The sequence below is a fragment of the Streptomyces pseudovenezuelae genome (genome assembly GCF_001513955.1).
In the GTDB taxonomy this organism is placed as follows: Bacteria; Actinomycetota; Actinomycetes; order Streptomycetales; family Streptomycetaceae; genus Streptomyces; species Streptomyces pseudovenezuelae.
Window position 1 is genome coordinate 1,438,773 of sequence record NZ_KQ948144.1, and the last position, 23,900, is coordinate 1,462,672.

General features: G+C 70.0%; 19 protein-coding genes. 13 read left to right on the forward strand and 6 right to left on the reverse strand.

The features are described from left to right. Positions 1–21: 21 nt before the first annotated feature. Positions 22–183 carry a hypothetical protein gene (locus AQI94_RS44990; RefSeq protein WP_167364489.1) on the reverse strand — a complete coding sequence of 54 codons (162 nt, stop codon included), beginning with the start codon at positions 181–183 and terminating at the stop codon, positions 22–24. Between the two features lie 247 nt (positions 184–430). Between AQI94_RS44990 and AQI94_RS06330 the strand changes: the two genes are divergently transcribed. The 13 genes from AQI94_RS06330 (at position 431) to AQI94_RS06395 (ending at position 16,989) form a co-directional block, all read left to right on the forward strand. After that, positions 431–1,105, forward strand: coding sequence for a response regulator transcription factor (locus AQI94_RS06330; RefSeq protein WP_031053128.1), 675 nt, complete (start codon positions 431–433; stop codon positions 1,103–1,105). A gap of 595 nt (positions 1,106–1,700) precedes the next feature. Continuing rightward, positions 1,701–3,812, forward strand: a complete 2,112-nt coding sequence (uvrC, locus tag AQI94_RS06335; RefSeq protein WP_031057659.1) for an excinuclease ABC subunit UvrC — start codon at positions 1,701–1,703, stop codon at positions 3,810–3,812. Further along, positions 3,809–4,768, forward strand: coding sequence for an RNase adapter RapZ (gene rapZ / locus AQI94_RS06340; protein WP_031057656.1), 960 nt, complete (start codon positions 3,809–3,811; stop codon positions 4,766–4,768). Before uvrC ends, rapZ begins: the two co-directional genes overlap by 4 nt. Continuing rightward, entirely contained in the window at positions 4,765–5,832 is a 1,068-nt protein-coding gene (locus AQI94_RS06345; protein WP_031057654.1) for a gluconeogenesis factor YvcK family protein, read from the forward strand. Before rapZ ends, AQI94_RS06345 begins: the two co-directional genes overlap by 4 nt. Further along, positions 5,823–6,812 (forward strand): DNA-binding protein WhiA, encoded by a 990-nt coding sequence (gene whiA, locus AQI94_RS06350; RefSeq protein WP_031057649.1) that lies wholly within the window; start codon positions 5,823–5,825, stop codon positions 6,810–6,812. Before AQI94_RS06345 ends, whiA begins: the two co-directional genes overlap by 10 nt. Before the next feature lie 146 nt (positions 6,813–6,958). Then, complete coding sequence (locus AQI94_RS06355) at positions 6,959–9,910, forward strand: M14 family metallopeptidase (RefSeq protein WP_031057646.1); 2,952 nt, start codon at positions 6,959–6,961, stop codon at positions 9,908–9,910. 213 nt (positions 9,911–10,123) lie between these two features. Next, on the forward strand, positions 10,124–11,131 hold the full coding sequence (gene gap / locus AQI94_RS06360) for a type I glyceraldehyde-3-phosphate dehydrogenase (protein ID WP_031057642.1): 1,008 nt from the start codon (positions 10,124–10,126) through the stop codon (positions 11,129–11,131). A gap of 125 nt (positions 11,132–11,256) precedes the next feature. Continuing rightward, complete coding sequence (locus tag AQI94_RS06365; RefSeq protein ID WP_031057640.1) at positions 11,257–12,468, forward strand: phosphoglycerate kinase; 1,212 nt, start codon at positions 11,257–11,259, stop codon at positions 12,466–12,468. Between the two features lie 6 nt (positions 12,469–12,474). Continuing rightward, the gene (gene tpiA / locus AQI94_RS06370) at positions 12,475–13,251 is read left to right on the forward strand and encodes a triose-phosphate isomerase (protein ID WP_031057632.1); all 777 of its coding nucleotides are present in this window, start codon (positions 12,475–12,477) and stop codon (positions 13,249–13,251) included. A 103-nt stretch (positions 13,252–13,354) separates the two neighbouring features. Further along, on the forward strand, positions 13,355–13,585 hold the full coding sequence (gene secG / locus AQI94_RS06375; protein WP_031057628.1) for a preprotein translocase subunit SecG: 231 nt from the start codon (positions 13,355–13,357) through the stop codon (positions 13,583–13,585). Between the two features lie 214 nt (positions 13,586–13,799). Next, complete coding sequence (locus tag AQI94_RS06380) at positions 13,800–14,135, forward strand: RNA polymerase-binding protein RbpA (RefSeq protein WP_003957010.1); 336 nt, start codon at positions 13,800–13,802, stop codon at positions 14,133–14,135. 348 nt (positions 14,136–14,483) lie between these two features. Next, the gene (pgi, locus tag AQI94_RS06390; RefSeq protein ID WP_062229620.1) at positions 14,484–16,139 is read left to right on the forward strand and encodes a glucose-6-phosphate isomerase; all 1,656 of its coding nucleotides are present in this window, start codon (positions 14,484–14,486) and stop codon (positions 16,137–16,139) included. Between the two features lie 82 nt (positions 16,140–16,221). Beyond that, complete coding sequence (locus AQI94_RS06395) at positions 16,222–16,989, forward strand: DsbA family protein (RefSeq protein WP_051832827.1); 768 nt, start codon at positions 16,222–16,224, stop codon at positions 16,987–16,989. Positions 16,990–17,027: 38 nt separating this feature from the next. Here the strand turns inward: AQI94_RS06395 and pgl are convergent, their stop codons facing one another. From pgl to tkt, 5 genes are read right to left on the reverse strand one after another with little or no spacing between them, the layout of a single operon-like run. Further along, complete coding sequence (gene pgl, locus AQI94_RS06400) at positions 17,028–17,810, reverse strand: 6-phosphogluconolactonase (protein WP_031057617.1); 783 nt, start codon at positions 17,808–17,810, stop codon at positions 17,028–17,030. Continuing rightward, entirely contained in the window at positions 17,807–18,934 is a 1,128-nt protein-coding gene (gene opcA / locus AQI94_RS06405; RefSeq protein ID WP_037945120.1) for a glucose-6-phosphate dehydrogenase assembly protein OpcA, read from the reverse strand. Before opcA ends, pgl begins: the two co-directional genes overlap by 4 nt. After that, positions 18,931–20,457 carry a glucose-6-phosphate dehydrogenase gene (zwf, locus tag AQI94_RS06410; RefSeq protein WP_404817884.1) on the reverse strand — a complete coding sequence of 509 codons (1,527 nt, stop codon included), beginning with the start codon at positions 20,455–20,457 and terminating at the stop codon, positions 18,931–18,933. Before zwf ends, opcA begins: the two co-directional genes overlap by 4 nt. Position 20,458: 1 nt before the next feature. Next, positions 20,459–21,577, reverse strand: a complete 1,119-nt coding sequence (tal, locus tag AQI94_RS06415; protein WP_031057605.1) for a transaldolase — start codon at positions 21,575–21,577, stop codon at positions 20,459–20,461. Positions 21,578–21,610: 33 nt separating this feature from the next. Continuing rightward, a complete protein-coding gene (tkt, locus tag AQI94_RS06420) occupies positions 21,611–23,713 on the reverse strand; it encodes a transketolase (RefSeq protein WP_031057603.1) in 2,103 nt (700 codons plus the stop codon). Positions 23,714–23,900: the final 187 nt, after the last annotated feature.

Genomic DNA, 23,900 nt, shown 5'->3' on the forward strand with positions numbered 1-23,900 from the left:
CGGAGAGGCATCCGTCCGGCTCTAGGGGCGGTGGGTTCCGCCGTGCTGTGCGGTCTGCAGACGCTTGGCCCGCACGATCTCCGGGTCCCTGGGGTCCAGGCCGTCGACCGGGCCGTACGTCTCCTGCGGGTACCGGCGGGCACGCGCCGGCCGTCGCTGCTTCTCGATCCGTGTCCGTCGCATGTCCCGCACCCTTCGGCCGTGCGAGGGTCCGTCCCTCGCCGGGACGGCCGGTCGGACCGCATCTGCACTGCTTCGAGCATCGCCGGGACCCGTCCGCGAGTCGTCACGGCAAGCCCCCAATCCCGCTTCCGGCTAGCCGTAACCCCATGGGTGGGGCAGGCTGTTGGGACGCAGGCAGAAGGCGGGTCCGCGGGAGTTCCTGCCGTGGACGACGTACCTGCGCGGGCCGGGCGAGGGGGCCGGGGTCATGACAGACGCAGCACAGCAGCCGGCGCGGGGACGGGTCGTCCTCGCCGACGACGACATCCTGCTCAGGGAGGGCCTGGCCAGTCTGTGCGAGCGCGTCGGATACCAGGTCGCGGGCCAGGCCGGTGACGCGTCCCGGCTCCTGGAACTGGTCGACGAGGAACGCCCCGAACTGGCGATCGTCGACATCAGGATGCCCCCGGACCACTCGACCGAGGGCCTCAAGGCGGCCCGCACGATCCGTGAGCGCCACCCCGACACCGGCATCCTCGTCCTGTCGGCGTTCGTCGAGGTCGAGGACGCCCTGGAACTGCTGGCGAGCGGTCGCAAGGTGGGTTATCTGCTCAAGAGCCGGGTCACGGTCGTCGACGAGTTCATCGAGGCCCTGGAACGCATCCACCGGGGCGGCTCGGTGGTCGACCCCTCACTGGTGCAGGAGCTGTTCTCCGCCCAGCGCCGCGACGACCCCCTCGCCCACCTGAGCGCCCGCGAGCGTGAGGTCCTGGCCCTGATGGCCGAGGGCCGCTCCAACGCCGGCATCGGCCGCCGCCTGTGGGTCACCGAGGGCACCGTCGAGAAACACGTCCGCAGCATCCTCGGCAAACTCGGCCTCACCGAGGACACCGAGGACCACCGGCGGGTGCTGGCGGTGCTGACGTTCTTGGAGTCCCGGTAGGGCCGGTGGCTTGTTCCCGGCGGGCGGGGGTGCGCGGCACCGGCGGGAGACCGTGACGGTGCCGGTGATGCGGGTGGGACAGCCGGTGAGTGCGTCGGTGGTCTCCGCGGGCAGGGACGAGGCGGACGGGGACGGGGCGGGCAGAGACGAGCGGGGAGCCGGGCCGCGACGCTGAGCCTCGCTCGGGCCAAAACCGCTCGGGCCGGACCGTTCGACCGGCACCGGCGAAACACGTCGGCGCGGTGACAGCGAGCACCCCGCGCCCATCCGTCCGCTGCCGGGCTGCGGGCGCGCGGCTGGACCGCGGGACGATCCGCCGGGTCGCCGCGGCCGAGCGGAGCGAGGAGTTCAGGGCAGTGTCGGCGGTTGCCGCCCGACGGCCCGCGGCGATGAAGGAAGCCGCGCGGCGCAGACGGCGGAAGGTGCTCGCCAGGATCGCGGCGGAGTCGACCGAGAGGCCGGCGCCCGCCCCGCCGGTGAGATCGTGGGCAGGTTGTGTCCGACCGTCGCTCCCCGCCCCCGATCCGCCGGACCGCCCCCGGCCGTTGTCCACAGGCTCACCGGACTGTCAGCCCACGCCAGTAGGGTGTGAGACATGGCCGACCCCTCCAGCTACCGCCCCAAACCAGGGGAGATCCCGGACACACCCGGGGTGTACAGGTTCCGCGACGACCACCGCCGGGTGATCTACGTCGGAAAGGCGAAAAGCCTGCGTCAGCGCCTGGCGAACTACTTCCAGGACCTGGCGAGCCTGCACCCCCGCACCCGCACCATGGTGACCACGGCCGCGTCCGTGGAGTGGACGGTGGTGTCCACGGAGGTCGAGGCCCTGCAACTGGAGTACTCCTGGATCAAGGAGTACGACCCCCGGTTCAACGTCAAGTACCGCGACGACAAGAGCTACCCCTACCTCGCGGTGACGATGAACGAGGAGTTCCCGCGCGTGCAGGTGATGCGCGGCCACAAACGCAAGGGCGTACGGTACTTCGGGCCGTACGGGCACGCGTGGGCGATCCGCGACACCGTCGACCTCCTGCTGCGCGTCTTCCCCGTCCGCACCTGCTCCGCCGGCGTCTTCAAGAACGCCACCCGCACCGGCCGCCCCTGCCTCCTCGGCTACATCGGCAAGTGCTCGGCACCCTGCGTCGACCGCGTCTCGGCCGACGAACACCGCGATCTGGCCGAGGAGTTCTGCGACTTCATGGCCGGCCGCACCGGCACCTACATCCGCCGTCTGGAGAAGCAGATGACGGACGCGGCCGAGGAGATGGAGTACGAGCGGGCGGCCCGACTGCGCGACGACATAGGGGCCCTGAAGAAGGCCATGGAGAAGAGCGCCGTCGTGCTCGCCGACGCGACCGACGCCGACCTGATCGCGGTCGCCGAGGACGAGCTGGAGGCCGCCGTCCAGATCTTCCACGTGCGCGGCGGGCGCGTGCGCGGCCAGCGCGGCTGGGTCACCGACAAGGTCGAGGAGATCACCACCGGCGCCCTCGTCGAACACGCCCTCCAGCAGCTCTACGGCGAGGAGAAGGGCGACTCGGTGCCCAAGGAGGTCCTCGTCCCCGCCCTGCCCGAGCCGGTCGAGCCGGTCCAGGAGTGGCTCGCCGAGCGCCGCGGGTCGGGTGTCTCCCTGCGCATCCCGCAGCGCGGCGACAAGAAGGCCCTCATGGAGACCGTGCAGCGCAACGCCCTCCAGGCGCTCGCCCTGCACAAGACCAAGCGTGCCTCCGACCTGACCACGCGCTCGCGTGCCCTGGAGGAGATCGCCGAGGCCCTCGACCTGGACAGCGCCCCGCTCCGGATCGAGTGCTACGACATCTCCCACCTCCAGGGCGATGACGTGGTCGCCTCCATGGTCGTCTTCGAGGACGGGCTCCAGCGCAAGAGCGAGTACCGCCGCTTCCAGATCAAGGGCTTCGCCGGCCAGGACGACGTCCGGTCCATGCACGAGGTGATCTCCCGCCGGTTCAAGCGGTACCTGGCCGAGAAGGAGAAGACGGGCGAGTGGGTGGACGACGCCTCCCAGACCGACCTCAAGGACGCCTCCGGCAACGACATCCCGGCCGTCTCCGGGGCCGACCCGCAGGGCAGCGGTGACAACGGCCTCAAGAACGACGACGGCCGCCCCAAGAAGTTCGCCTACCCGCCCCAGCTCGTCGTCGTCGACGGCGGACAGCCCCAGGTCGCCGCCGCCAAGAGGGCACTGGACGAGCTCGGCATCGACGACATCGCCGTCTGCGGCCTCGCCAAGCGCCTGGAGGAGGTCTGGCTGCCCGACGACGAGGACCCGGTCGTGCTGCCCCGCACCAGCGAAGGCCTGTACCTTCTCCAGCGGGTCCGTGACGAGGCCCACCGCTTCGCGATCACCTACCAGCGCACCAAGCGGAGCCAGCGCTTCCGGTCGAGCCCCCTCGACGACGTCCCCGGCCTCGGGGACACGCGCAAGCAAGCCCTGCTGAAACATTTCGGGTCCTTGAAGAAACTACGATCCGCCACCATCGACCAGATCTGCGAGGTCCCCGGTATAGGCCGCAAGACGGCCGAGACGATCGCCGTGGCCCTCGCCCAGGCGGCCCCGGCCGCGCCCGCCGTCAACACGGCGACTGGAGAGATCATGGATGAGGAGGAACCCGGCACCACGGGTTCCGGTGGGGACCCCGTGACGGCGGGTGCCCCGGACGAACGACGGGGGCAGGAGACATGAATGTGAACGAGCACGAAGAACGACAGGACCAGGGCGGAGACGACGCGCAGGCGAGCCCGGGCGCGACCCTCGACGCGGGCGGAGTCCCGGAAGCGGCCATCCCCGAACTGGTGATCATCTCCGGCATGTCCGGCGCCGGCCGCTCGACCGCCGCGAAGTGTCTGGAGGACCTCGGCTGGTTCGTCGTCGACAACCTCCCGCCCGCGCTGATCCCCACCATGGTGGAGCTCGGCGCCCGCTCCCAGGGCAATGTGGCCCGGATCGCGGTGGTCGTCGACGTCCGCGGCCGGCGCTTCTTCGACAACCTCCGCGAGTCCCTCGCCGACCTGGAGTCCAAGCACGTCACCCGGCGGATCGTCTTCCTGGAGTCCTCCGACGACGCCCTGGTGCGCCGCTTCGAGTCCGTGCGCCGCCCGCACCCCCTGCAGGGCGACGGCCGGATCGTCGACGGCATCGACGCCGAGCGCGAGCTCCTGCGCGAGCTGCGCGGCGACGCCGACCTGGTCATCGACACCTCCAGCCTCAACGTCCACGAACTGCGCGCAAAGATGGACGCCCAGTTCGCCGGCGAGGAGGAGCCCGAGCTCAGGGCCACCGTCATGTCCTTCGGCTTCAAGTACGGCCTCCCGGTCGACGCCGACCTGGTCGCGGACATGCGGTTCCTGCCCAACCCGCACTGGGTCCCGGAGCTGCGCCCCTTCACCGGCCTCAACGAGGAGGTGTCGGCGTACGTCTTCAACCAGCCCGGCGCCAAGGAGTTCCTCGACCGCTACGCCGAGCTGCTGCGTCTCATCGCGGCCGGTTACCGCCGCGAGGGCAAGCGGTACGTGACCATCGCCATCGGCTGCACCGGCGGCAAGCACCGCTCGGTCGCCACGTCGGAGAAGCTCGCCGCGCGCCTCGCGGCCGAGGGTGTGGAGACGGTGGTCGTACACCGGGACATGGGACGGGAATGACCGCACGTAGTCCGCGGCTGAGCAGGCTGCGCAGGGTCGTCCCCGAAGAGCGGGCGGCCCGGCCCGTCGAGGCCCGCGGGGCACGACCCCGCCGACGCGGCGCCCAGCCCAAGGTGGTCGCGCTCGGCGGCGGCATGGGCCTGTCCGCCTCGCTCGCCGCCCTGCGCCGGATCACCGGTGACCTCACCGCCGTCGTCACCGTGGCCGACGACGGCGGCTCCAGCGGGCGCCTGCGCGACGAACTGGGTGTGCTGCCGCCCGGTGACCTGCGCAAGGCGCTGGCCGCGCTGTGCGGCGACGACGACTGGGGCCAGACCTGGGCCCGCGTCATCCAGCACCGCTTCCAGTCCAAGGGCGACCTGCACGAACACGCGGTCGGCAATCTGCTGATCGTCGCCCTGTGGGAGCAGCTCGGCGACCATGTCCAGGCCCTCGACCTGGTCGGCAGACTCCTCGGCGCGCACGGACGCGTGCTGCCCATGTCCGCCGTACCCCTGGAGCTCCAGGCCCTGGTCAAGGGGCACGACCCGGAGCGGCCCGAGGACGTGGACACCGTGCGGGGCCAGGCGACCGTGGCCCTGACCCCGGGCGAGGTGCAGTCGGTGCACGTGGTGCCGCACGACCCGCCCGCGGTCCCCGAGGCGGTCGAGGCCGTCCGGGACGCGGACTGGGTCGTCCTCGGCCCCGGCTCCTGGTTCTCCTCGGTCATCCCGCACCTGCTGGTGCCCGAACTGCTGGACGCGCTCATCCAGACGAAGGCGCGCCGGGTACTCTCCCTGAACCTCGCACCGCAGCCGGGAGAAACCGATGGCTTCTCCCCGCAGCGTCATTTGGAGGTTTTGGGACGACACGCCCCTAAACTCGCCCTGGACGTGGTGCTGGCCGACCAGGCCGCCGTGCCCGACCGCGATTCGCTGACCGATGCCGCCAAGCGGTTCGGCGCCGCGGTCGAGCTGGCGCCGGTGGCCCGGCCCGACGGAACCCCGAGGCACGACCCGGAGCTGTTGGCCGCCGCGTACGACCGTATTTTTCGGATGCATGGAAGGATCGGCCCATGGCGATGACGGCAGCGGTGAAGGACGAGATCTCCCGGCTCCCCGTCACCCGTACCTGCTGCAGAAAGGCGGAGGTCTCCGCCATTCTGCGGTTCGCCGGCGGCCTCCACCTGGTGAGCGGGCGCATTGTGATCGAGGCGGAGCTGGACACCGCGATGGCGGCCCGCAGACTCAAGCGGGACATCTTGGAGATCTTCGGCCACAGTTCCGAACTGATCGTGATGGCACCGGGCGGACTGCGCCGCGGTTCGCGTTACGTCGTCCGGGTCGTCGCGGGTGGTGACCAGCTGGCCCGGCAGACCGGCCTGGTCGACGGCCGGGGCCGGCCGATCCGGGGTCTGCCCCCGCAGGTCGTCTCCGGTGCCACCTGCGATGCCGAGGCCGCCTGGCGCGGGGCGTTCCTGGCGCACGGCTCGCTCACCGAGCCCGGCCGCTCCTCCTCCCTGGAGGTGACCTGCCCGGGCCCGGAGGCCGCGCTCGCGCTGGTCGGCGCGGCCCGACGCCTGTCGATCGCCGCCAAGGCGCGCGAGGTCCGCGGCGTGGACCGCGTGGTCGTCCGGGACGGTGACGCGATCGGTGCCCTGCTCACCCGTCTGGGTGCCCACGAGTCGGTGCTCGCCTGGGAGGAGCGCCGGATGCGCCGCGAGGTGCGGGCCACGGCGAACCGTCTCGCCAACTTCGACGACGCCAACCTGCGCCGCTCCGCGCGCGCGGCCGTCGCCGCCGGAGCGCGGGTCCAGCGGGCCCTGGAGATCCTCGCCGACGACGTGCCCGAGCATCTCGCCGCCGCCGGGCGGCTGCGCATGGAGCACAAGCAGGCCTCCCTGGAGGAACTGGGCGCGCTCGCCGACCCGCCGCTGACCAAGGACGCCGTCGCCGGCCGTATCCGCCGACTGCTCGCCATGGCCGACAAGCGCGCCTCCGACCTCGGCATCCCGGGCACGGAATCCAGCATCACGGAGGAGATGGCCGACAACCTGGTCGGCTGACCGTCCCTCACCACGCCGGTGCCGACGCCCACTTGGGCAGTCGGCACCGGCGTTTGCAGATCCGTGAGGCACCCTTGACTGGATCATGAACTGTCATGAGCCTGGCATCTGTTCGCTGCTGTGGCGGACCACCGCAAGGGGGGCTCATGAGACGAAGAGCGAGACCGATCCTCGCTGTTGGCGCACTCCTGCTCGGCGGCGCGGGTATCGCACCCGTGGCCCATGCCGCGCAGAGCGCAGGTTCTCCTGATCCGAACGAAGTCAAGGTCTTCCGCGCCGAGGTCACCAGCGGGCAGGTACCCCTGCTGCTGGCGGCCGGGCAGGACGGCCACGAACTGAGCGAGCAGGTGCCCGCAAAGGGCACCGCGACCGTCGAGGTCTACCTGACCGACCAGGAGGCTCAGAAGCTCGAGAAACAAGGTGTCGAACTCACCGAGCACACTCTGACCGCCAAGGCCGAGGCACGCGTGGACAAGGCGGCCGAGGGGGTGTTCCGGCCGTACAGCGGAAGCGGCGGCCTCCAGGAGGAGATCCTCGCGACGGCCCGGGCCAACCCCGGCCTCACCAAGGTCGTCTCCATCGGCAAGACCGTGAACGGCAAGGACATCCTCGCGCTCAAGCTGACCAAGGACGCGAAGAAGTCCAAGGACGGCGCCAAGCCCTCCGTCCTCTACATGTCCAACCAGCACGCGCGCGAGTGGATCACGCCGGAGATGACCCGCCGGCTGCTCCACCACTACGTCGACCACTACAAGAGCGACAAGCGCATCAAGAAGATCGTCGACACCACCGAGCTGTGGTTCGTCCTGTCGGCCAACCCCGACGGCTACGACTACACCTTCCAGAACGCCGACAACCGCCTGTGGCGCAAGAACCTGCGCGACAACAACGGCGACGGCACCATCGGTGTCGGCGACGGCGTCGACCTGAACCGCAACTTCTCCTACAAGTGGGGCTACGACAACGAGGGTTCGTCCCCCACCCCCACCAGTGAGACCTACCGCGGCCCGGCCCCGTCCTCCGAGCCCGAGACCAAGGCCCTGGACGCCTTCGAGAAGCGCATCGGCTTCACGTACGGCATCAACTACCACTCCGCCGCCGAACTCCTCCTCTACGGGGTCGGCTGGCAGGTGGCCACCGACACGCCCGACGACGTCATGTACAAGACGCTCGCCGGCACCCCGGACAACTCGGCGATCCCCGGCTACCGGCCGCAGGTCTCCTCGGAGCTGTACACCACCAACGGCGAGGCGGACGGCCACGCGTCGAACGTCAACGGCCTGGCGATGTTCACCCCCGAGATGTCGACCTGCCAGACCGCCTCGGGCATCGACCCCAATGACCAGTGGAACGCGGCCGACTGCCAGTCGGTCTTCAACTTCCCGGACGACGAGAAGCTGATCCAGCAGGAGTTCGAGAAGAACATCCCGTTCGCGCTCTCCGTCGCCGAGTCCGCGGCCCAGCCCGACCAGCCGAAGTCCTCGCTCGGCCTGAAGGCCGCCGACTTCACCCCGAAGCCGTTCACCACCTCCTACGCGCGCGGCGCCGACCAGGAGGTCTCCGTCGTCGCACGCAGGGCGGTGCGCGACAAGGAGCTCAAGTACCGCGTCAACGGCGGCCGTACCCACGACCGGGACCTCAGGGCCTGGAAGGGCGGCGAGACCTACGGCGGTGAGGACAACCTCTACTTCGACGAGTACCGGGCCAAGGTCGAGGACGCCGACCCGGGCGACAAGGTCGAGGTCTGGTTCACCGGCCGGGCGAAGAGCGGAAAGCCCACGTCCAGCACCCACTTCACGTACACCGTGGCCGAGCGGCCGCGCGCGGACGTGCTCGTGGTCGCCGAGGAGGGCGCGACCGCCACACAGGCCCAGACCTACGTCGACGCGCTCAAGGCGGCCGGCCGCAAGGCGATCGTCTGGAACGTCGCCGCACAGGGCGCGCCCGACGCGCTCGGGGTGCTGGACCACTTCAGGTCGGTCGTCCACTACACGGGCGCGACCGTCCCGGGCAATGCCACCCAGCTCCAGCTGCGCGCCTTCCTCAACGAGGGCGGCAAGCTGATCGAGGCGGGCGAGCGGGCCGGCGGCAGCGTCGACCTGGGCGGCGGCACCCTGTCGAACGACTTCAGCCAGTACTACCTGGGCGCCTACACCCGTACGACCCTGCCGGGCGCCACGGCCTTCCAGGGCACCGGCAAGCTGTCCGGGGCCTCCGGAGCCCTCGGTGCCGCCCCCGGCAACCCGCTGGACGCCGCCGGGTCCTTCAGCGTCACCTCGGACAACCTGCCCGCGGCGACCTTCCCGCAGTTCGCGAGCGCGGGAGCCGGCACCTACCCCGGGACGCCCAACCCGTACGGACCGTACGAGGGCGCCTCCATGGCTGCCGTCACGCACAGCGACTACGCCTGGAACCGCCTGGCCCGCACCATCGACCTCACCCAGGTCACCGCCGCGCAGGCACCCACCCTGCGCACGCGGATGCTGTGGGACACCGAGGAGGGCTACGACCACGCCGTCCTGGAGGCGCACACCGCCGGGGCCGACGACTGGACCACGCTCCCCGACAAGAACGGCGCCACCAGCAACGCCGTGCCCGCCGAGTGCGAGGCCGGGTTCTTCATCGCGGCCCATCCCGCGCTCAAGCGGTATCTGACCCAGGGCGCCGCCGGCTGCACGGCCTCCGGCACCAGCGGCCAGTGGAACAGCCTCACCGGTGCGTCGGCCGGCTGGCAGGAGGTCTCCTTCGACCTCTCCGCGTACGCCGGCAAGAAGGTCGAGGTGTCCTTCAGCTACATCACCGACCCCGGGTCCGGCGGTCGCGGTGTGCTGCTCGACAACACCTCCGTCGTCGTCGGCGGCCAGGCCGTGGAGACCGAGGGCTTCGAGAGCTCGCTCGGCGCGTGGACCGTACCCGGGCCGCCCGCGGGCAGCCCCGCGGTCGTGACGGACTGGGCGCGTACCGGAGAGCTGTTCAAGACGTACGGCGCGGTCACCACGGACGACACCGTGCTGCTGGGCTTCGGCCTGGAGCACGTCACCGCGGCGGCCGACCGCACGGCCCTCCTGAAGAAGGCGCTCGCCGCCATCGGCGGGTGAACCCGGCGTGACCCGGTGTAGTCATTCCGGGTGACCGGAGCTTTCGATCCGGGGCGGTCCGTACCCCTACTGGCGGGTACGGACCGCCTGCCCGTGTATGCGGCATCTCGATGTCACTCCGGGTGCCTCAGGGAGGTAGGGTCGGGGGTGGTCGGGGACATCCCATACAGCTCGCCGGTCTCACAACCGGCGTACCAACGAGGAGATCGGTTCGTGACGATCCGCGTAGGCATCAACGGCTTTGGCCGCATCGGTCGTAACTACTTCCGCGCGCTGCTGGAGCAGGGTGCTGACATCGAGATCGTGGCTGTCAACGACCTGGGTGACACCGCGACCACCGCGCACCTGCTGAAGTACGACACCATCCTGGGCCGCCTCAAGGCCGAGGTGTCGCACACCGCCGACACGATCACCGTCGACGGTCACACCATCAAGGTGCTGTCCGAGCGCAACCCGGCCGACATCCCGTGGGGTGAGCTGGGCGTCGACATCGTCATCGAGTCGACCGGCATCTTCACGAAGAAGGCCGACGCCGAGAAGCACATCGCCGGCGGTGCCAAGAAGGTCCTCATCTCGGCTCCGGCCAAGGACGAGGACATCACCATCGTGATGGGCGTCAACGAGAACAAGTACGACGCGGCCAACCACCACGTCATCTCGAACGCCTCCTGCACCACCAACTGTGTGGCGCCGATGGCGAAGGTTCTCGACGAGAACTTCGGCATCGTCAAGGGCCTGATGACCACGGTCCACGCCTACACCAACGACCAGCGCATCCTGGACTTCCCGCACTCCGACCTGCGCCGCGCCCGCGCCGCCGCGGAGAACATCATCCCGACCACCACGGGTGCCGCCAAGGCCACCGCGCTGGTCCTCCCGAAGCTCAAGGGCAAGCTCGACGGCATCGCGATGCGCGTCCCGGTCCCCACCGGTTCCGCCACCGACCTGGTCGTGGAGCTGGAGCGCGAGGTCACCAAGGACGAGGTCAACGCCGCGTTCAAGAAGGCCTCCGAGGGCGAGCTCCAGGGCTACCTGTCCTACACGGAGGACCCGATCGTGTCCTCCGACATCGTCGGCGACCCGTCGTCCTGCACCTTCGACTCCTCCCTGACCATGGTCCAGGAGGGCAAGTCGGTGAAGATCCTCGGCTGGTACGACAACGAGTGGGGCTACTCCAACCGCCTCGTCGACCTCACGGTCTTCGTCGGCAACCAGCTCTGATCCACAGAGCAGGCACCTTGTCATGAGAGCAGGGCCCGGGCGGCGCAGGGACGCGCCGTCCGGGCCCTGACTCACGTGCAGATCAGCTCTCGTACGATCAGAGCACCCTCACCAGGAGTTCTTTCATGAAGACGATCGACGAACTTCTCGCCGAAGGCGTGGACGGCAAGCGGGTCTTCGTCCGCGCCGACCTCAACGTGCCGCTCGCCGACGGCCGCATCACCGACGACGGCCGCATCCGCGCCGTGCTGCCCACCGTCAAGGCCCTCGCGGACGCGGGCGCCAAGGTGGTCGTGGCCTCGCACCTGGGCCGCCCCAAGGGCGCCCCGGACCCTGCCTTCTCCCTGCTTCCGGCCGCCGAGCGGCTCGGCGAACTCCTGGGTGGCTCCGTGGCCTTCGCCCAGGACACGGTCGGCCCCGCCGCGCACGACGCGGTGAACGGCCTGCAGCCCGGCCAGGTCGCGGTCATCGAGAACCTGCGCTTCAACGCCGGCGAGACCTCCAAGGACGACACCGAGCGCGGCGAGTTCGCGGACCAGCTGGCCGCCCTCGCCGACGTCTACGTCGGTGACGGCTTCGGCGCGGTGCACCGCAAGCACGCCTCGGTCTTCGACCTGCCGGCCCGGCTGCCGCACTACGCCGGCTACCTCATCGCCACCGAGGTCGGCGTCCTGAAGAAGCTCACCGACGACGTCAAGCGCCCCTACGTGGTCGTGCTCGGCGGCGCCAAGGTCTCCGACAAGCTCGCCGTCATCGACGAGCTGCTCGGCAAGGCCGACCGCATCCTCATCGGCGGCGGCATGGCCTTCACCTTCCTCAAGGCCAAGGGCCACGAGGTCGGCGCCTCCCTCCTCCAGGAGGACCAGATCCCGGCGGTCCTGGAGTACATCGAGCGCGCCGAGAAGACCGGCGTCGAGCTGGTCCTGCCGGTCGACGCGGTGGTCGCCCCCGCGTTCCCGGACCTGAAGACCAAGGCCCCGGCCGACGCCACCACCGTCGCCGCCGACGCCATCCCGGCCGACCGGATGGGCCTGGACATCGGCCCGGCGTCCGGCAAGCTGTACGCCTCGAAGATCACCGACGCCGCCACCGTCTTCTGGAACGGCCCGATGGGCGTCTTCGAGCACCCCGAGTTCGCCGAGGGCACCAAGGCGGTCGCCCAGTCTCTCCTCGACTCCCAGGCCTTCACCGTGGTCGGCGGTGGCGACTCCGCCGCGGCCGTCCGCATCCTGGGCTTCGACGAGAACGCGTTCGGACACATCTCGACCGGTGGCGGCGCCTCCCTCGAATACCTTGAGGGCAAGACGCTCCCCGGCCTCGCCGCACTGGAGGACTGACCCCGCATGACCACTCGCACGCCGATCATGGCGGGCAACTGGAAGATGAACCTCAACCACCTTGAGGCCATCGCGCACGTCCAGAAGCTCGCCTTCGCCCTCGCCGACAAGGACTACGAGGCCGTCGAGGTCGCCGTCCTGCCGCCCTTCACCGACCTGCGCTCCGTGCAGACCCTGGTCGACGGCGACAAGCTCAAGATCAAGTACGGCGCCCAGGACCTCTCGGCGCACGACTCCGGCGCCTACACCGGCGAGATCTCCGGCGCCATGCTGGCCAAGCTGAAGTGCACGTACGTGGCCATCGGCCACTCCGAGCGCCGCCAGTACCACGCGGAGACCGACGAGATCGTCAACGCCAAGGTCAAGGCCGCCTACAAGCACGGCCTGACCCCGATCCTGTGCGTCGGCGAGGAGCTGGACGTCCGCGAGGCGGGCAACCACGTCACCCACACCCTCACCCAGGTCGAGGGCGGCCTCAAGGACCTCCCGGCCGAGCAGGCCGAGTCCGTCGTCATCGCCTACGAGCCCGTGTGGGCCATCGGCACCGGCAAGGTCTGCGGCGCCGAGGACGCCCAGGAGGTCTGCGCCGCCATCCGCGGCAAGATCGCCGAGCTGTACTCGCAGGAGCTGGCCGACCAGGTCCGCATCCAGTACGGCGGCTCCGTCAAGGCCGGCAATGTCGCCGAGATCATGGCGCAGGCCGACATCGACGGCGCCCTGGTCGGCGGTGCCTCGCTGGACGCCGACGAGTTCGTCAAGATCGTGCGCTTCCGGGACCAGTAAGTAGGCCCTGGCGGCGATCCGTCGTACCCTTGCGGGGGCATGGCCCTGAAGGCCGTGCCCCCGTCGTTCATCCGAATCCGAGAGAGTTGGTCCAGCCGTGGTTATGGGGTTCTCGATCGCCCTGATCATCTTCAGCGGCCTGATGATGCTGCTGGTGCTCATGCACAAGGGCAAGGGCGGCGGCCTCTCCGACATGTTCGGTGGCGGTATGCAGTCCTCCGTCGGCGGCTCTTCGGTCGCCGAGCGCAACCTCGACCGGATCACCATCGTGGTCGGTCTGCTGTGGTTCGCGTGCATCATCGTGCTCGGTCTCCTCATGAAGACGAACAGCTGACCGGCCACGCCCCGCACAGCACTACATTCCGCACGTAAGGCCCCATGTTCGGTACGCGCACCTGAGCGCGGCCTATCATGGGGCTTGCGTCTGGATGTGGGGGCTGTAACTCCCATCACTGGACGCGCGTTGGGCCTTACGTAGACTGAGGCGCTCGCAACGAAGCGACAACGCCGACTCGCTTCGCGGCACCATCACGCAGGGAGTTACGACCGTGGCAAGTGGCAACGCGATCCGTGGTAGCCGGGTCGGGGCGGGGCCGATGGGCGAGGCCGAGCGGGGCGAGTCCGCGCCCCGGCTGCGCATCTCCTTCTGGTGCTCCAACGGGCATGAGACGCAGCCCAGCTTCGCCAGCGACGCGCAGGTCCCCGACACCTGGGACTGTCCGCGCTGCGGCTTCCCCGCCGGACAGGACCGGGACAACCCGCCGGACCCGCCGCGCACCGAGCCGTACAAGACGCACCTCGCGTACGTACGGGAGCGGCGCAGCGACGCGGACGGCGAGGCGATCCTCGCCGAGGCGCTCGCCAAACTGCGGGGCGAGATCTAGTTCCGACCGCCGGCCAGGTACCCCCTCGGTACCCGGCCGATTGTCAGTGGCGGCCTCTACGGTTGACGCATCGGTGAGTGATGCGAGGACCGGGAGGGGGAGCCGTGACGTCGGTCGAGACCGCGGGCGGGTGTGCGCCGGCAACCAGTCCCGAGCGCCCGGACCTCCATACCCCGGCCGGGTTCGCGGCCGCCTTCTTCGTGCTGCCCGTCGTTTCGCTGATACCCGTGCCCCACGCGCACGTACCTGTGGTTGCGCCGGACGCCCACGCCACCGCGGCGGACGTCCCGCGATGATCAACTGGATGGGCACAGCTGGGACAGGCACGAGAGAAGGCTGAAGTCGGACATGAACGCAGACGGCCGTACCAGGCTCAACCGGACGCCCGAGTGGACCGCGCTGGCCGAGCACCGCGAGGAGCTCGGCGAGGTGCGGCTCAGGGAGCTGTTCGCCGCCGATCCCGGGCGCGGTACCGGATACACCCTGCGGGTCGGCGACCTGTACGTCGACTACTCCAAGCACCTGGTCACCGACGAGACACTGCGACTCCTGCGTGAACTCGCCGCCGCGACCGACGTCTTCGGGCTGCGGGACGCCATGTTCCGCGGCGAGAGAATCAACACGACCGAGGACCGGGCGGTGCTGCACACCGCGCTGCGCGCCCCGCGCGACGCCGTGATCGAGGTGGACGGGGAGAACGTCGTCCCGGGCGTGCACGCCGTCCTCGACAAGATGAGCGACTTCGCGAACCGGGTCCGCTCCGGCGAGCGGACCGGCCACACCGGCAGGCGGATCAAGAACGTCGTCAACATCGGCATCGGCGGCTCCGACCTGGGCCCCGCGATGGCGTACGAGGTGCTGCGCGGCTTCACCGACCGCGACCTCACCGTCCGCTTCGTGTCCAACGTCGACGGCGCCGACCTGCACGAGGCCGTCCGCGACCTGGACGCCGCCGAGACGCTGTTCGTCATCGCCTCCAAGACCTTCACCACCATCGAGACGATCACCAACGCCACCTCGGCCCGCGCGTGGCTGCTCAGCGAGCTGAAGGCCGGCCAGGAAGCCGTCGCCCGGCACTTCGTGGCCCTGTCGACCAACGCCGGGAAGGTGTCGGACTTCGGTATCGACCCGGACAACATGTTCGAGTTCTGGGACTGGGTCGGCGGCCGCTACTCCTACGACTCGGCAATCGGCCTCTCCCTGATGATCGCCATCGGCCCCGACCGCTTCCGGGAGATGCTCGACGGCTTCCACCTCGTCGACGAGCACTTCCGCACCGCCCCGGCCGATTCCAACGTGCCTTTGCTGCTGGGCCTGTTGGGCGTCTGGTACGGCAACTTCCACGACGCCCAGTCCCACGCCGTGCTGCCGTACAGCCACTACCTGTCCAGGTTCGCCGCCTACCTGCAGCAGCTGGACATGGAGTCCAACGGCAAGTCGGTGGACCGGGACGGCAACCCGGTGGAGTGGCAGACCGGCCCGGTGGTGTGGGGAACCCCCGGCACCAACGGGCAGCACGCCTACTACCAGTTGATCCACCAGGGCACCAAGCTGATCCCGGCGGACTTCATCGGCTTCGCCGAGCCGGTCGCCGAGCTCTCCGACGGGCTCAAGGCCCAGCACGACCTGCTCATGGCGAACTTCTTCGCCCAGACCCAGGCGCTGGCCTTCGGCAAGACCCCGGACGAGGTGCGTGCGGAGGGGGTGGCCGAGGAGCTGGTCCCGCACAAGACGTTCCGGGGCAACCACCCGACGACGACGATCCTCGCGAAGGAACTCACCCCGTCCGTCCTCGGCCAGCTCATCGCCCTCTACGAGCACAAGGTGTTCGTCCAGGGCGCCGTCTGGAACATCGACTCCTTCGACCAGTGGGGCGTCGAACTCGGCAAGGTCCTCGCCCGGCGCGTCGAACCGGCGCTCACCGAGGGCGCCGAGGTACCGGGCCTGGACGCGTCCACGAAGGCGCTGGTGGCGACGTACCGGGAGCTGCGCGGCAGGCAGTAGAACACCCCCGGCGGGAACTCCTGTGCGTTTTCTGTGCCCATGCCCTAGGGTCACGCTGAACCTGGGGAGACGCGAGGTACGGATGAAGCAGGGGGGACGGGTCGCCGTGGCACTCACGGCGGCCCTGGTGGGGGCGGTGCTCGCGGGATGCGGGCAGCGGGGCGCGCCTCCCGAGGGCGCGTACAGCGCTCTGGGGAGCGTTCCGGAGAAGCTCGACCCCGACGGCACGACGATCACCGTCGGGAACCCGCACGCCACGGTGACGGTGCACCTCTACGAGGATCCGAGGTGCCCGGTGTGCGAGGAGTTCGAGTCCACCGGCGGCGGCCCGGAGCTGAAGGACGCGACCGTGCGGGGCGAGGCGAAGACCGAGTACACCCTGGCGTCCTTCCTGGACGACAGGCTCGGCGGCAGCGGCTCGAAGAAGGCGGTCAACGCCCTGCGGGCGGCGCTGGCTGAGGGCCGGTTCGCGGAGTACCACCAGGTGCTCTACCGCCACCAGCCCGAGGAGTCAGAGGACGGCTTCACCGACGAGCGCCTGCTCGAACTGGCCGAGCAGGTCGATGGGTTGCGGGGGCCGGCCTTCGACTCGGCGGTGAAGGACATGAAGTACAGGGTCTTCGTGCAGGCGTCCGAGAAGGCCTATGAGGAGGCCGGCGGCAGTGCGGCACCGGGGGGTCCGGGTACTCCGACCGTGGTGATCAACACCGTGCGGATCCCGGCCGACTACAACGGGGTGCTCTTCGACGCTCCGGTGTTCGCGAACCTGCTCCGGCAGATCCGCGAGGCGCCGGGGGAGTGGGGAGCGTACGTCTTCCCAGACGTCACAGGGATGCCGGGCCTCTCCTGAGAGAGACCCGGCATCGACTGCGGTGCAGGGGACCGGCGTTACGACGAGGCCGGCGGGTACAGCGAGCGTGGCAGCTGGGAGGCCGCCGCCGAGTCCAGCAGCCACAGGGTGCGGGCCCGGCCACGGGCCCCCGCCGCCGGGGCCTGGATCTCGCCCGCCCCGGACAGGGCGATCGCCGCGGCCTCCGCCTTGTCCTCACCGGCCGCGAGGAGCCAGACCTCGCGAGCCGCGCGGATCGCGGGCAGGGTCAACGACACCCGGGTGGGCGGGGGCTTCGGGGCCCCGTGCACACCGACGACCGTGCGCTCGGTCTCCCGTACCGCGGGGTGTTCCGGGAACAGGGACGCCACGTGGGTGTCCGGGCCGACGCCCAGCATCAGGACGTCGAAGGTCGGGACCGCGCCGTGGTTCTCGGGAGCGGCCGCACGGGCCAGCTCCTCGGCGTAGGCCGCCGCCGCGGCCTCGACGTCGTCCCCGTGGGGGCCGTCCGACACGGGCATGGTGTGCACGCGCTTCGGGTCCAGGGGGACGGCGTCGAGCAGGGCCTCGCGGGCCTGTGTGTCATTGCGTTCCGGGTCGCCCTCGGGCAGGTAGCGCTCGTCGCCCCACCACAGCTCCAGGCGGCCCCAGTCGACGGCGTCCCGGGCGGGCGCCGCGGCCAGGGCGGCCAGCAGGCCGTTGCCGTTGCGGCCGCCCGTGAGGACCACCGACGCCGAGCCCCGGGAGGCCTGGGCGTCCACGATCTTGGTGATCAGACGGGCCGCGGCGGCCTGGGCCATCAGTTCCTTGTCGTGGTGCACGACCAGTTGCGGGGTGCTCACTTCGCCGCCTTCCCGCCACCGGACAGGCCGGAGGGGACCGGCTTCAGTGCCGGCGGCTTCGCCGCCTCCGGTGCGGAAGCTTTCGCAGGAGCCTCGCCGACGGCCGGTTCTCCTTTGGCCGCCGGTCCCTCCGGGGCAGCTTCCACGGGAGGCGCGACCGGCTGCTCCTGCTTCTCCGCAGCCTCCGCGGGCCCGTTCGACACGTTCAGCCGGTGCACCCCGAACCGCAGCGCTGAGGCGTACGTGTCGTCGGGGTCCAGCCTGCGCAGCTCCTCCGCGATCAGCTCGGCCGTGTCCCGGCGCTTGAGCGCCACCGCACGGTCCGGCTGCCCCTGGATGGAGAGCGTGGCGAGCGAGCCGTCCGCACGGTCCAGCACGATCGGACCGCTGTCCGTGTGCATCCGCACCGCCGTGAGGCCGGGACCGCTCGACAGCGACCGCTTCACCGGCACGTCCAGCCGGTCCGCCAGCCACATCGCCAGCAGCTCACAGCTCGGGTTGAACTCCTCGCCCTCCACCTCGACGGCCGCCACCTCGCAGGTGACCTGGTCGAGCGCGGCGGCCAGCATCGAGCGCCAGGGCGTGATGCGGGTCCAGGACAGGTCGGTGTCGCCCGGCGTGTAGGTGTCCGCGCGCGCCGTCAGCTCGCGCACCGGCTGCTCGGAGGAGTACGTGTCGGTGACCCGACGCTGGGCGAGCGCCCCGAGCGGGTCCCCGGCCGGGTCGAGCGGCGCGTCCACCGGCCACCAGACGACGACGGGCGCGTCCGGCAGCAGCAGCGGAAGGACCACCGACTGGGCGTGGTCCACGATCTCGCCGTACAGCCGCAGCACCACCGTCTCACCGGTGCCCGCCTCCGCGCCCACCCGCACCTCGGCGTCGAGGCGGGACTGGGTGCGGTCACGGGCACTGCGCGACACCCGCTTGATGACCACCAGCGTGCGCGAGGGGTGCTCGCGGGACGCGTCGTTGGCGGCCTTGAGGGCGTCGTAGGCGTTCTCCTCGTCCGTGACGATGACCAGCGTGAGCACCATGCCGACGGCCGGTGTGCCGATGGCCCGGCGCGCCTTGACCAGCGCCTTGTTGATCTTGCTGGCGGTGGTGTCGGTGAGGTCTGTCTTCATGGCCGGCGCCAGCTCCGTCCCTCTCGTGCGAGCATTTCGTCGGCCTCGACCGGGCCCCAGGTACCGGAGGGGTACTGGGCGGGCTTGCCGTGCGTGTCCCAGTACTCCTCGATCGGGTCGAGGATCTTCCAGGACAGCTCGACCTCCTCCGTGCGGGGGAAGAGGTTGGAGTCGCCGAGCAGCACGTCGAGGATCAGGCGCTCGTACGCCTCGGGCGAGGACTCCGTGAACGACTCGCCGTAGGCGAAGTCCATGGACACGTCCCGGATCTCCATCGAGGTGCCCGGCACCTTGGAGCCGAAGCGGACGGTGACGCCCTCGTCGGGCTGGACGCGGATGACGATCGCGTTGGAGCCGAGCTCCTCGGTGGCCGTCGTGTCGAAGGGGGAGTGCGGCGCCCGCTGGAAGACCACCGCGATCTCGGTGACCCGGCGGCCGAGGCGTTTGCCGGTGCGCAGATAGAACGGCACCCCGGCCCAGCGGCGGTTGTCGATCTCCACCTTGATGGCCGCGTAGGTGTCGGTCTTGGACTGCGGGTCGATGCCGTCTTCCTGGAGGTAGCCGACCGCCTTCTCGCCGCCCTGCCAGCCCGCCGCGTACTGTCCGCGCACGGTGTTCCGGCCCAGGTCCTTCGGCAGCTTCACCGCGCCGAGCACCTTGGTCTTCTCCGCGGCCAGCGCGTCCGCGTCGAAGGAGGCCGGCTCCTCCATGGCGGTGAGGGCCATGAGCTGGAGCAGGTGGTTCTGGATGACGTCACGGGCGGCGCCGATGCCGTCGTAGTAGCCGGCCCGGCCGCCGATGCCGATGTCCTCGGCCATGGTGATCTGCACGTGGTCCACGAAGGACCGGTTCCAGATCGGTTCGAACATCGTGTTGGCGAAGCGCAGCGCCAGGATGTTCTGGACGGTCTCCTTGCCCAGGTAGTGGTCGATGCGGAAGACCTGGTCCGGGGCGAAGACCTCCTCGACGGTCGCGTTGAGCTCCTCGGCCGACTTGAGGTTGTGGCCGAAGGGCTTCTCGATGACCGCGCGGCGCCAGGAGCCGCTCGACTGGTCGGCCAGCCGGTGCTTCTTCAGCTGCTGGATGACCACGGGGAAGGCGGACGGCGGCACGGACAGGTAGAAGGCGAAGTTGCCGCCGGTGCCCTGTGCCTTGTCGAGTTCGTCGATGGTGTCGCGCAGCCGCTCGAACGAGTCGTCGTCGTCGAAGGTGCCCTGGACGAAGCGCATCCCCTGGATGAGCTGCTGCCAGACCTCCTCGCGGAACGGTGTCCTGGCGTGCTCCTTGACGGCGTCGTGGACGACCTCCGCGAAGTCCTCGTTCTCCCAGTCCCGCCGTGCGAAGCCGACCAGCGAGAAGCCCGGCGGCAACAGACCCCGGTTCGCGAGGTCGTACACGGCGGGCATGAGCTTCTTTCGTGACAAATCGCCCGTGACGCCGAAGATGACCAGGCCCGACGGCCCCGCGATACGCGGGAGCCGTCGGTCGGCAGGGTCACGCAGCGGATTGCTGCTCGACAAGATTTCAGCCCTCCGAGGGGGCGAGGCGCTGGAGCTCCGCCTCGGTCGACTTGAGCAGGTCGTTCCAGGAGGCCTCGAACTTCTCGACGCCCTCGTCCTCAAGGAGCTGCACGACCTCGTCGTAGGAGATCCCGAGCTTCTCGACGGCGTCGAGTTCCGCGCGGGCCTGCTCGTACGTGCCGGCGATCGCGTTACCGCGGATCTGGCCGCTCTCCTCGGTCGCCTGGAGCGTGGCCTCCGGCATGGTGTTCACCGTGTTGGGCGCCACCAGTTCGTCGACGTACAGGGTCGCCTTGTAGGCCTTGTCCTTGACGCCGGTCGAGGCCCACAGCGGACGCTGCTTGTTCGCGCCGGCGTTCTCCAGCTTCGACCAGCGCTCGCCCGAGAAGACCTCCTCGTACGCCTGGTAGGCGAGGCGGGCGTTGGCGACGCCGGCCTTGCCGCGGGCGGCCTTGGCCTCGTCGGTGCCGAGCGCGTCGATGCGCTTGTCGATCTCGGTGTCCACGCGGGACACGAAGAAGGACGCCACGGAGTGGATCTTCGACAGGTCCAGACCCCGCTCCTTGGCCTTCTCCAGGCCGGCCAGGTAGGCGTCCATGACCTCGCGGTAGCGCTCCAGCGAGAAGATCAGCGTGACGTTGACGCTGATCCCGAGGCCGATGACGTCGGTGATCGCCGGGATGCCCGCGCGGGTGGCCGGGATCTTGATGAGGGTGTTGGGACGGTCGACGAGCCAGGCGAGCTGCTTGGCCTCGGCGACGGTCGCCTTCTCGTTGTGCGCCAGGCGCGGGTCGACCTCGATCGACACGCGGCCGTCCTGACCGCCGGTGGCGTCGAAGACCGGGCGCAGGATGTCGGCGGCGTCGCGGACGTCCGCCGTGGTGATCATGCGGATGGCCTCTTCGACCGTGACCTTGCGGGCGGCGAGGTCGGACAGCTGCTGGTCGTAGCCGTCGCCCTCGGAGATCGCCTTCTGGAAGATCGAGGGGTTGGTGGTGACGCCCACGACGTGCTGCTGGTCGATCAGCTCGGCGAGGTTGCCGGACGTGATCCGCTTGCGCGACAGGTCGTCCAGCCAGATCGCCACGCCTTCCTCGGAGAGGCGCTTGAGTGCGTCTGTCATGGAATTACATCTCCTACGTGTCGTATGTGAGCGTCAGCGCTGGGCGGCGGCGAGAGATTCCCGTGCCTTGGCGGCCACGTTCTCGCCAGTGAAGCCGAACTCCTGGAAGAGGACCTTGCCGTCCGCGGAAGCACCGAAGTGCTCCAGGGAAACGATGCGACCGGCGTCCCCCACGTACTTGTGCCAGGTGAGACCGATACCCGCCTCGACCGCGACCCGGGCCCTCACGGACGGGGGCAGGACGCTGTCCCGGTACCCCTGGTCCTGCTCCTCGAACCACTCCACGCACGGCATGGAGACGACGCGGGTCGGCACCCCGTCGGCCTGGAGCTGCTCACGCGCCTCGACGGCCACGTGCACCTCGGAACCGGTGGCGATCAGGATGACCTGCGGCGCGGCGCTCTGCCCTTCGGGCCCTTCGGCCTCGAACAGGACGTAACCGCCCTTGACCGCGTCCTCGTTGCCCTCGTACGTCGGCACGCCCTGACGGGTCAGCGCCAGACCGTGCGGGGCACCCTTGCCGAACTCCTTGGTCCAGCGACCCAGGATCTCGCGCCAGGCGATCGCGGTCTCGTTGGCGTCCGCCGGGCGGACCACGTTCAGACCGGGGATCGCGCGCAGCGAGGCGATGTGCTCGACCGGCTGGTGCGTCGGGCCGTCCTCGCCCAGACCGATGGAGTCGTGCGTCCACACGTACGTCACCGGCAGGTGCATCAACGCCGAGAGCCGGACGGCGTTGCGCATGTAGTCGGAGAAGACGAGGAACGTACCGCCGTAGATACGCGTGTTTCCGTGCAGCGCGATGCCGTTCATCTCCGCGGCCATGGAGTGCTCGCGGATACCGAAGTGGATCGTGCGGCCGTACGGGTCCGCCTCCGGGAGCGGGTTGTCCGCCGGGAGGAAGGAGCTGTTCTTGTCGATCGTCGTGTTGTTCGAGCCCGCGAGGTCGGCGGAGCCGCCCCACAGCTCGGGGATCACGGCGCCGAGAGCCTGGAGGACCTTGCCGGACGCGGCACGCGTGGCGACGCCCTTGCCGGGCTCGAAGACCGGGATCGCCGACTCCCAGTCCTTGGGCAGCTCACCCGCGGCGATCCGCTCGAACTCGGCCGCGCGCTCGGGGTTGTTGTTGCGCCACTCCTGGAAGGACTTCTCCCACTCGGCGCGGGCCTGCCGGCCGCGCTCCAGCGCGCCGCGGGTGTGGCCGATGACCTCGTCGGAGACCTCGAAGGACTGCTCCGGGTCGAAGCCCAGCACCCGCTTGGTGGCCGCGACCTCGTCGTCGCCGAGCGCCGAGCCGTGCGCGGCCTCGGTGTTCTGGGCGTTCGGGGCGGGCCAGGCGATGATCGAGCGCATCGCGATGAAGGACGGCTTGTCGGTGACCGCCTTGGCCTTCTGGATCGCCTCGAAGATCGCGACCGGGTCGAGGTCGCCGTTGGCCTGCGGCTCGACCCGCTGGACGTGCCAGCCGTACGCCTCGTACCGCTTGACGGTGTCCTCGGACACGGCCGTCTCGGTGTCGCCCTCGATCGAGATGTGGTTGTCGTCCCACAGCAGGATCAGGTTGCCGAGCTGCTGGTGGCCGGCCATCGAGGACGCCTCGGCGGAGATGCCCTCCTGGAGGCAGCCGTCACCGGCGATGGCGAAGACGAAGTGGTCGAAGGGGGAGGTGCCCTCGGGGGCCTCCGGGTCGAACAGACCGCGCTCGTAGCGGGCGGCCATCGCCATGCCGACCGCGTTGGCGACACCCTGGCCGAGCGGGCCGGTGGTGGTCTCCACGCCCTTGGTGTGGCCGTACTCCGGGTGACCCGGGGTCTTGGAGCCCCAGGTGCGGAACGACTTGAGGTCGTCCAGCTCCAGGCCGAAACCGGCCAGGTACAGCTGGGTGTAGAGGGTCAGGGACGAGTGGCCGGCGGACAGCACGAAGCGGTCGCGCCCGACCCAGTCGGGGTCGGCCGGGTCGTGCCGCATCACCTTCTGGAAGAGGGTGTAGGCGGCGGGAGCCAGGCTCATCGCCGTACCGGGATGGCCGTTGCCGACCTTCTGTACGGCGTCGGCGGCCAGGACGCGGGCGGTGTCGACGGCCCGCTGGTCCAACTCGGTCCACTCGAGGTCTGTGGTGGTCGGCTTGGTGCTCACCCTGGGTCAGGGCTCCTCTCCACATGTCACGCATGTCGAAATGCCGGTGCACGGGACGCCCGGCCGTTGTCGAGCCTACCCCCGCAAGTACGTGCGTTTTTTCGAGTCATTCCAGACTGCCGGGCCACGCGGGGATCCGCCTCCCGACTGGCCCGGACCGCACTTGGCAACTGAATACGCAGCCGCT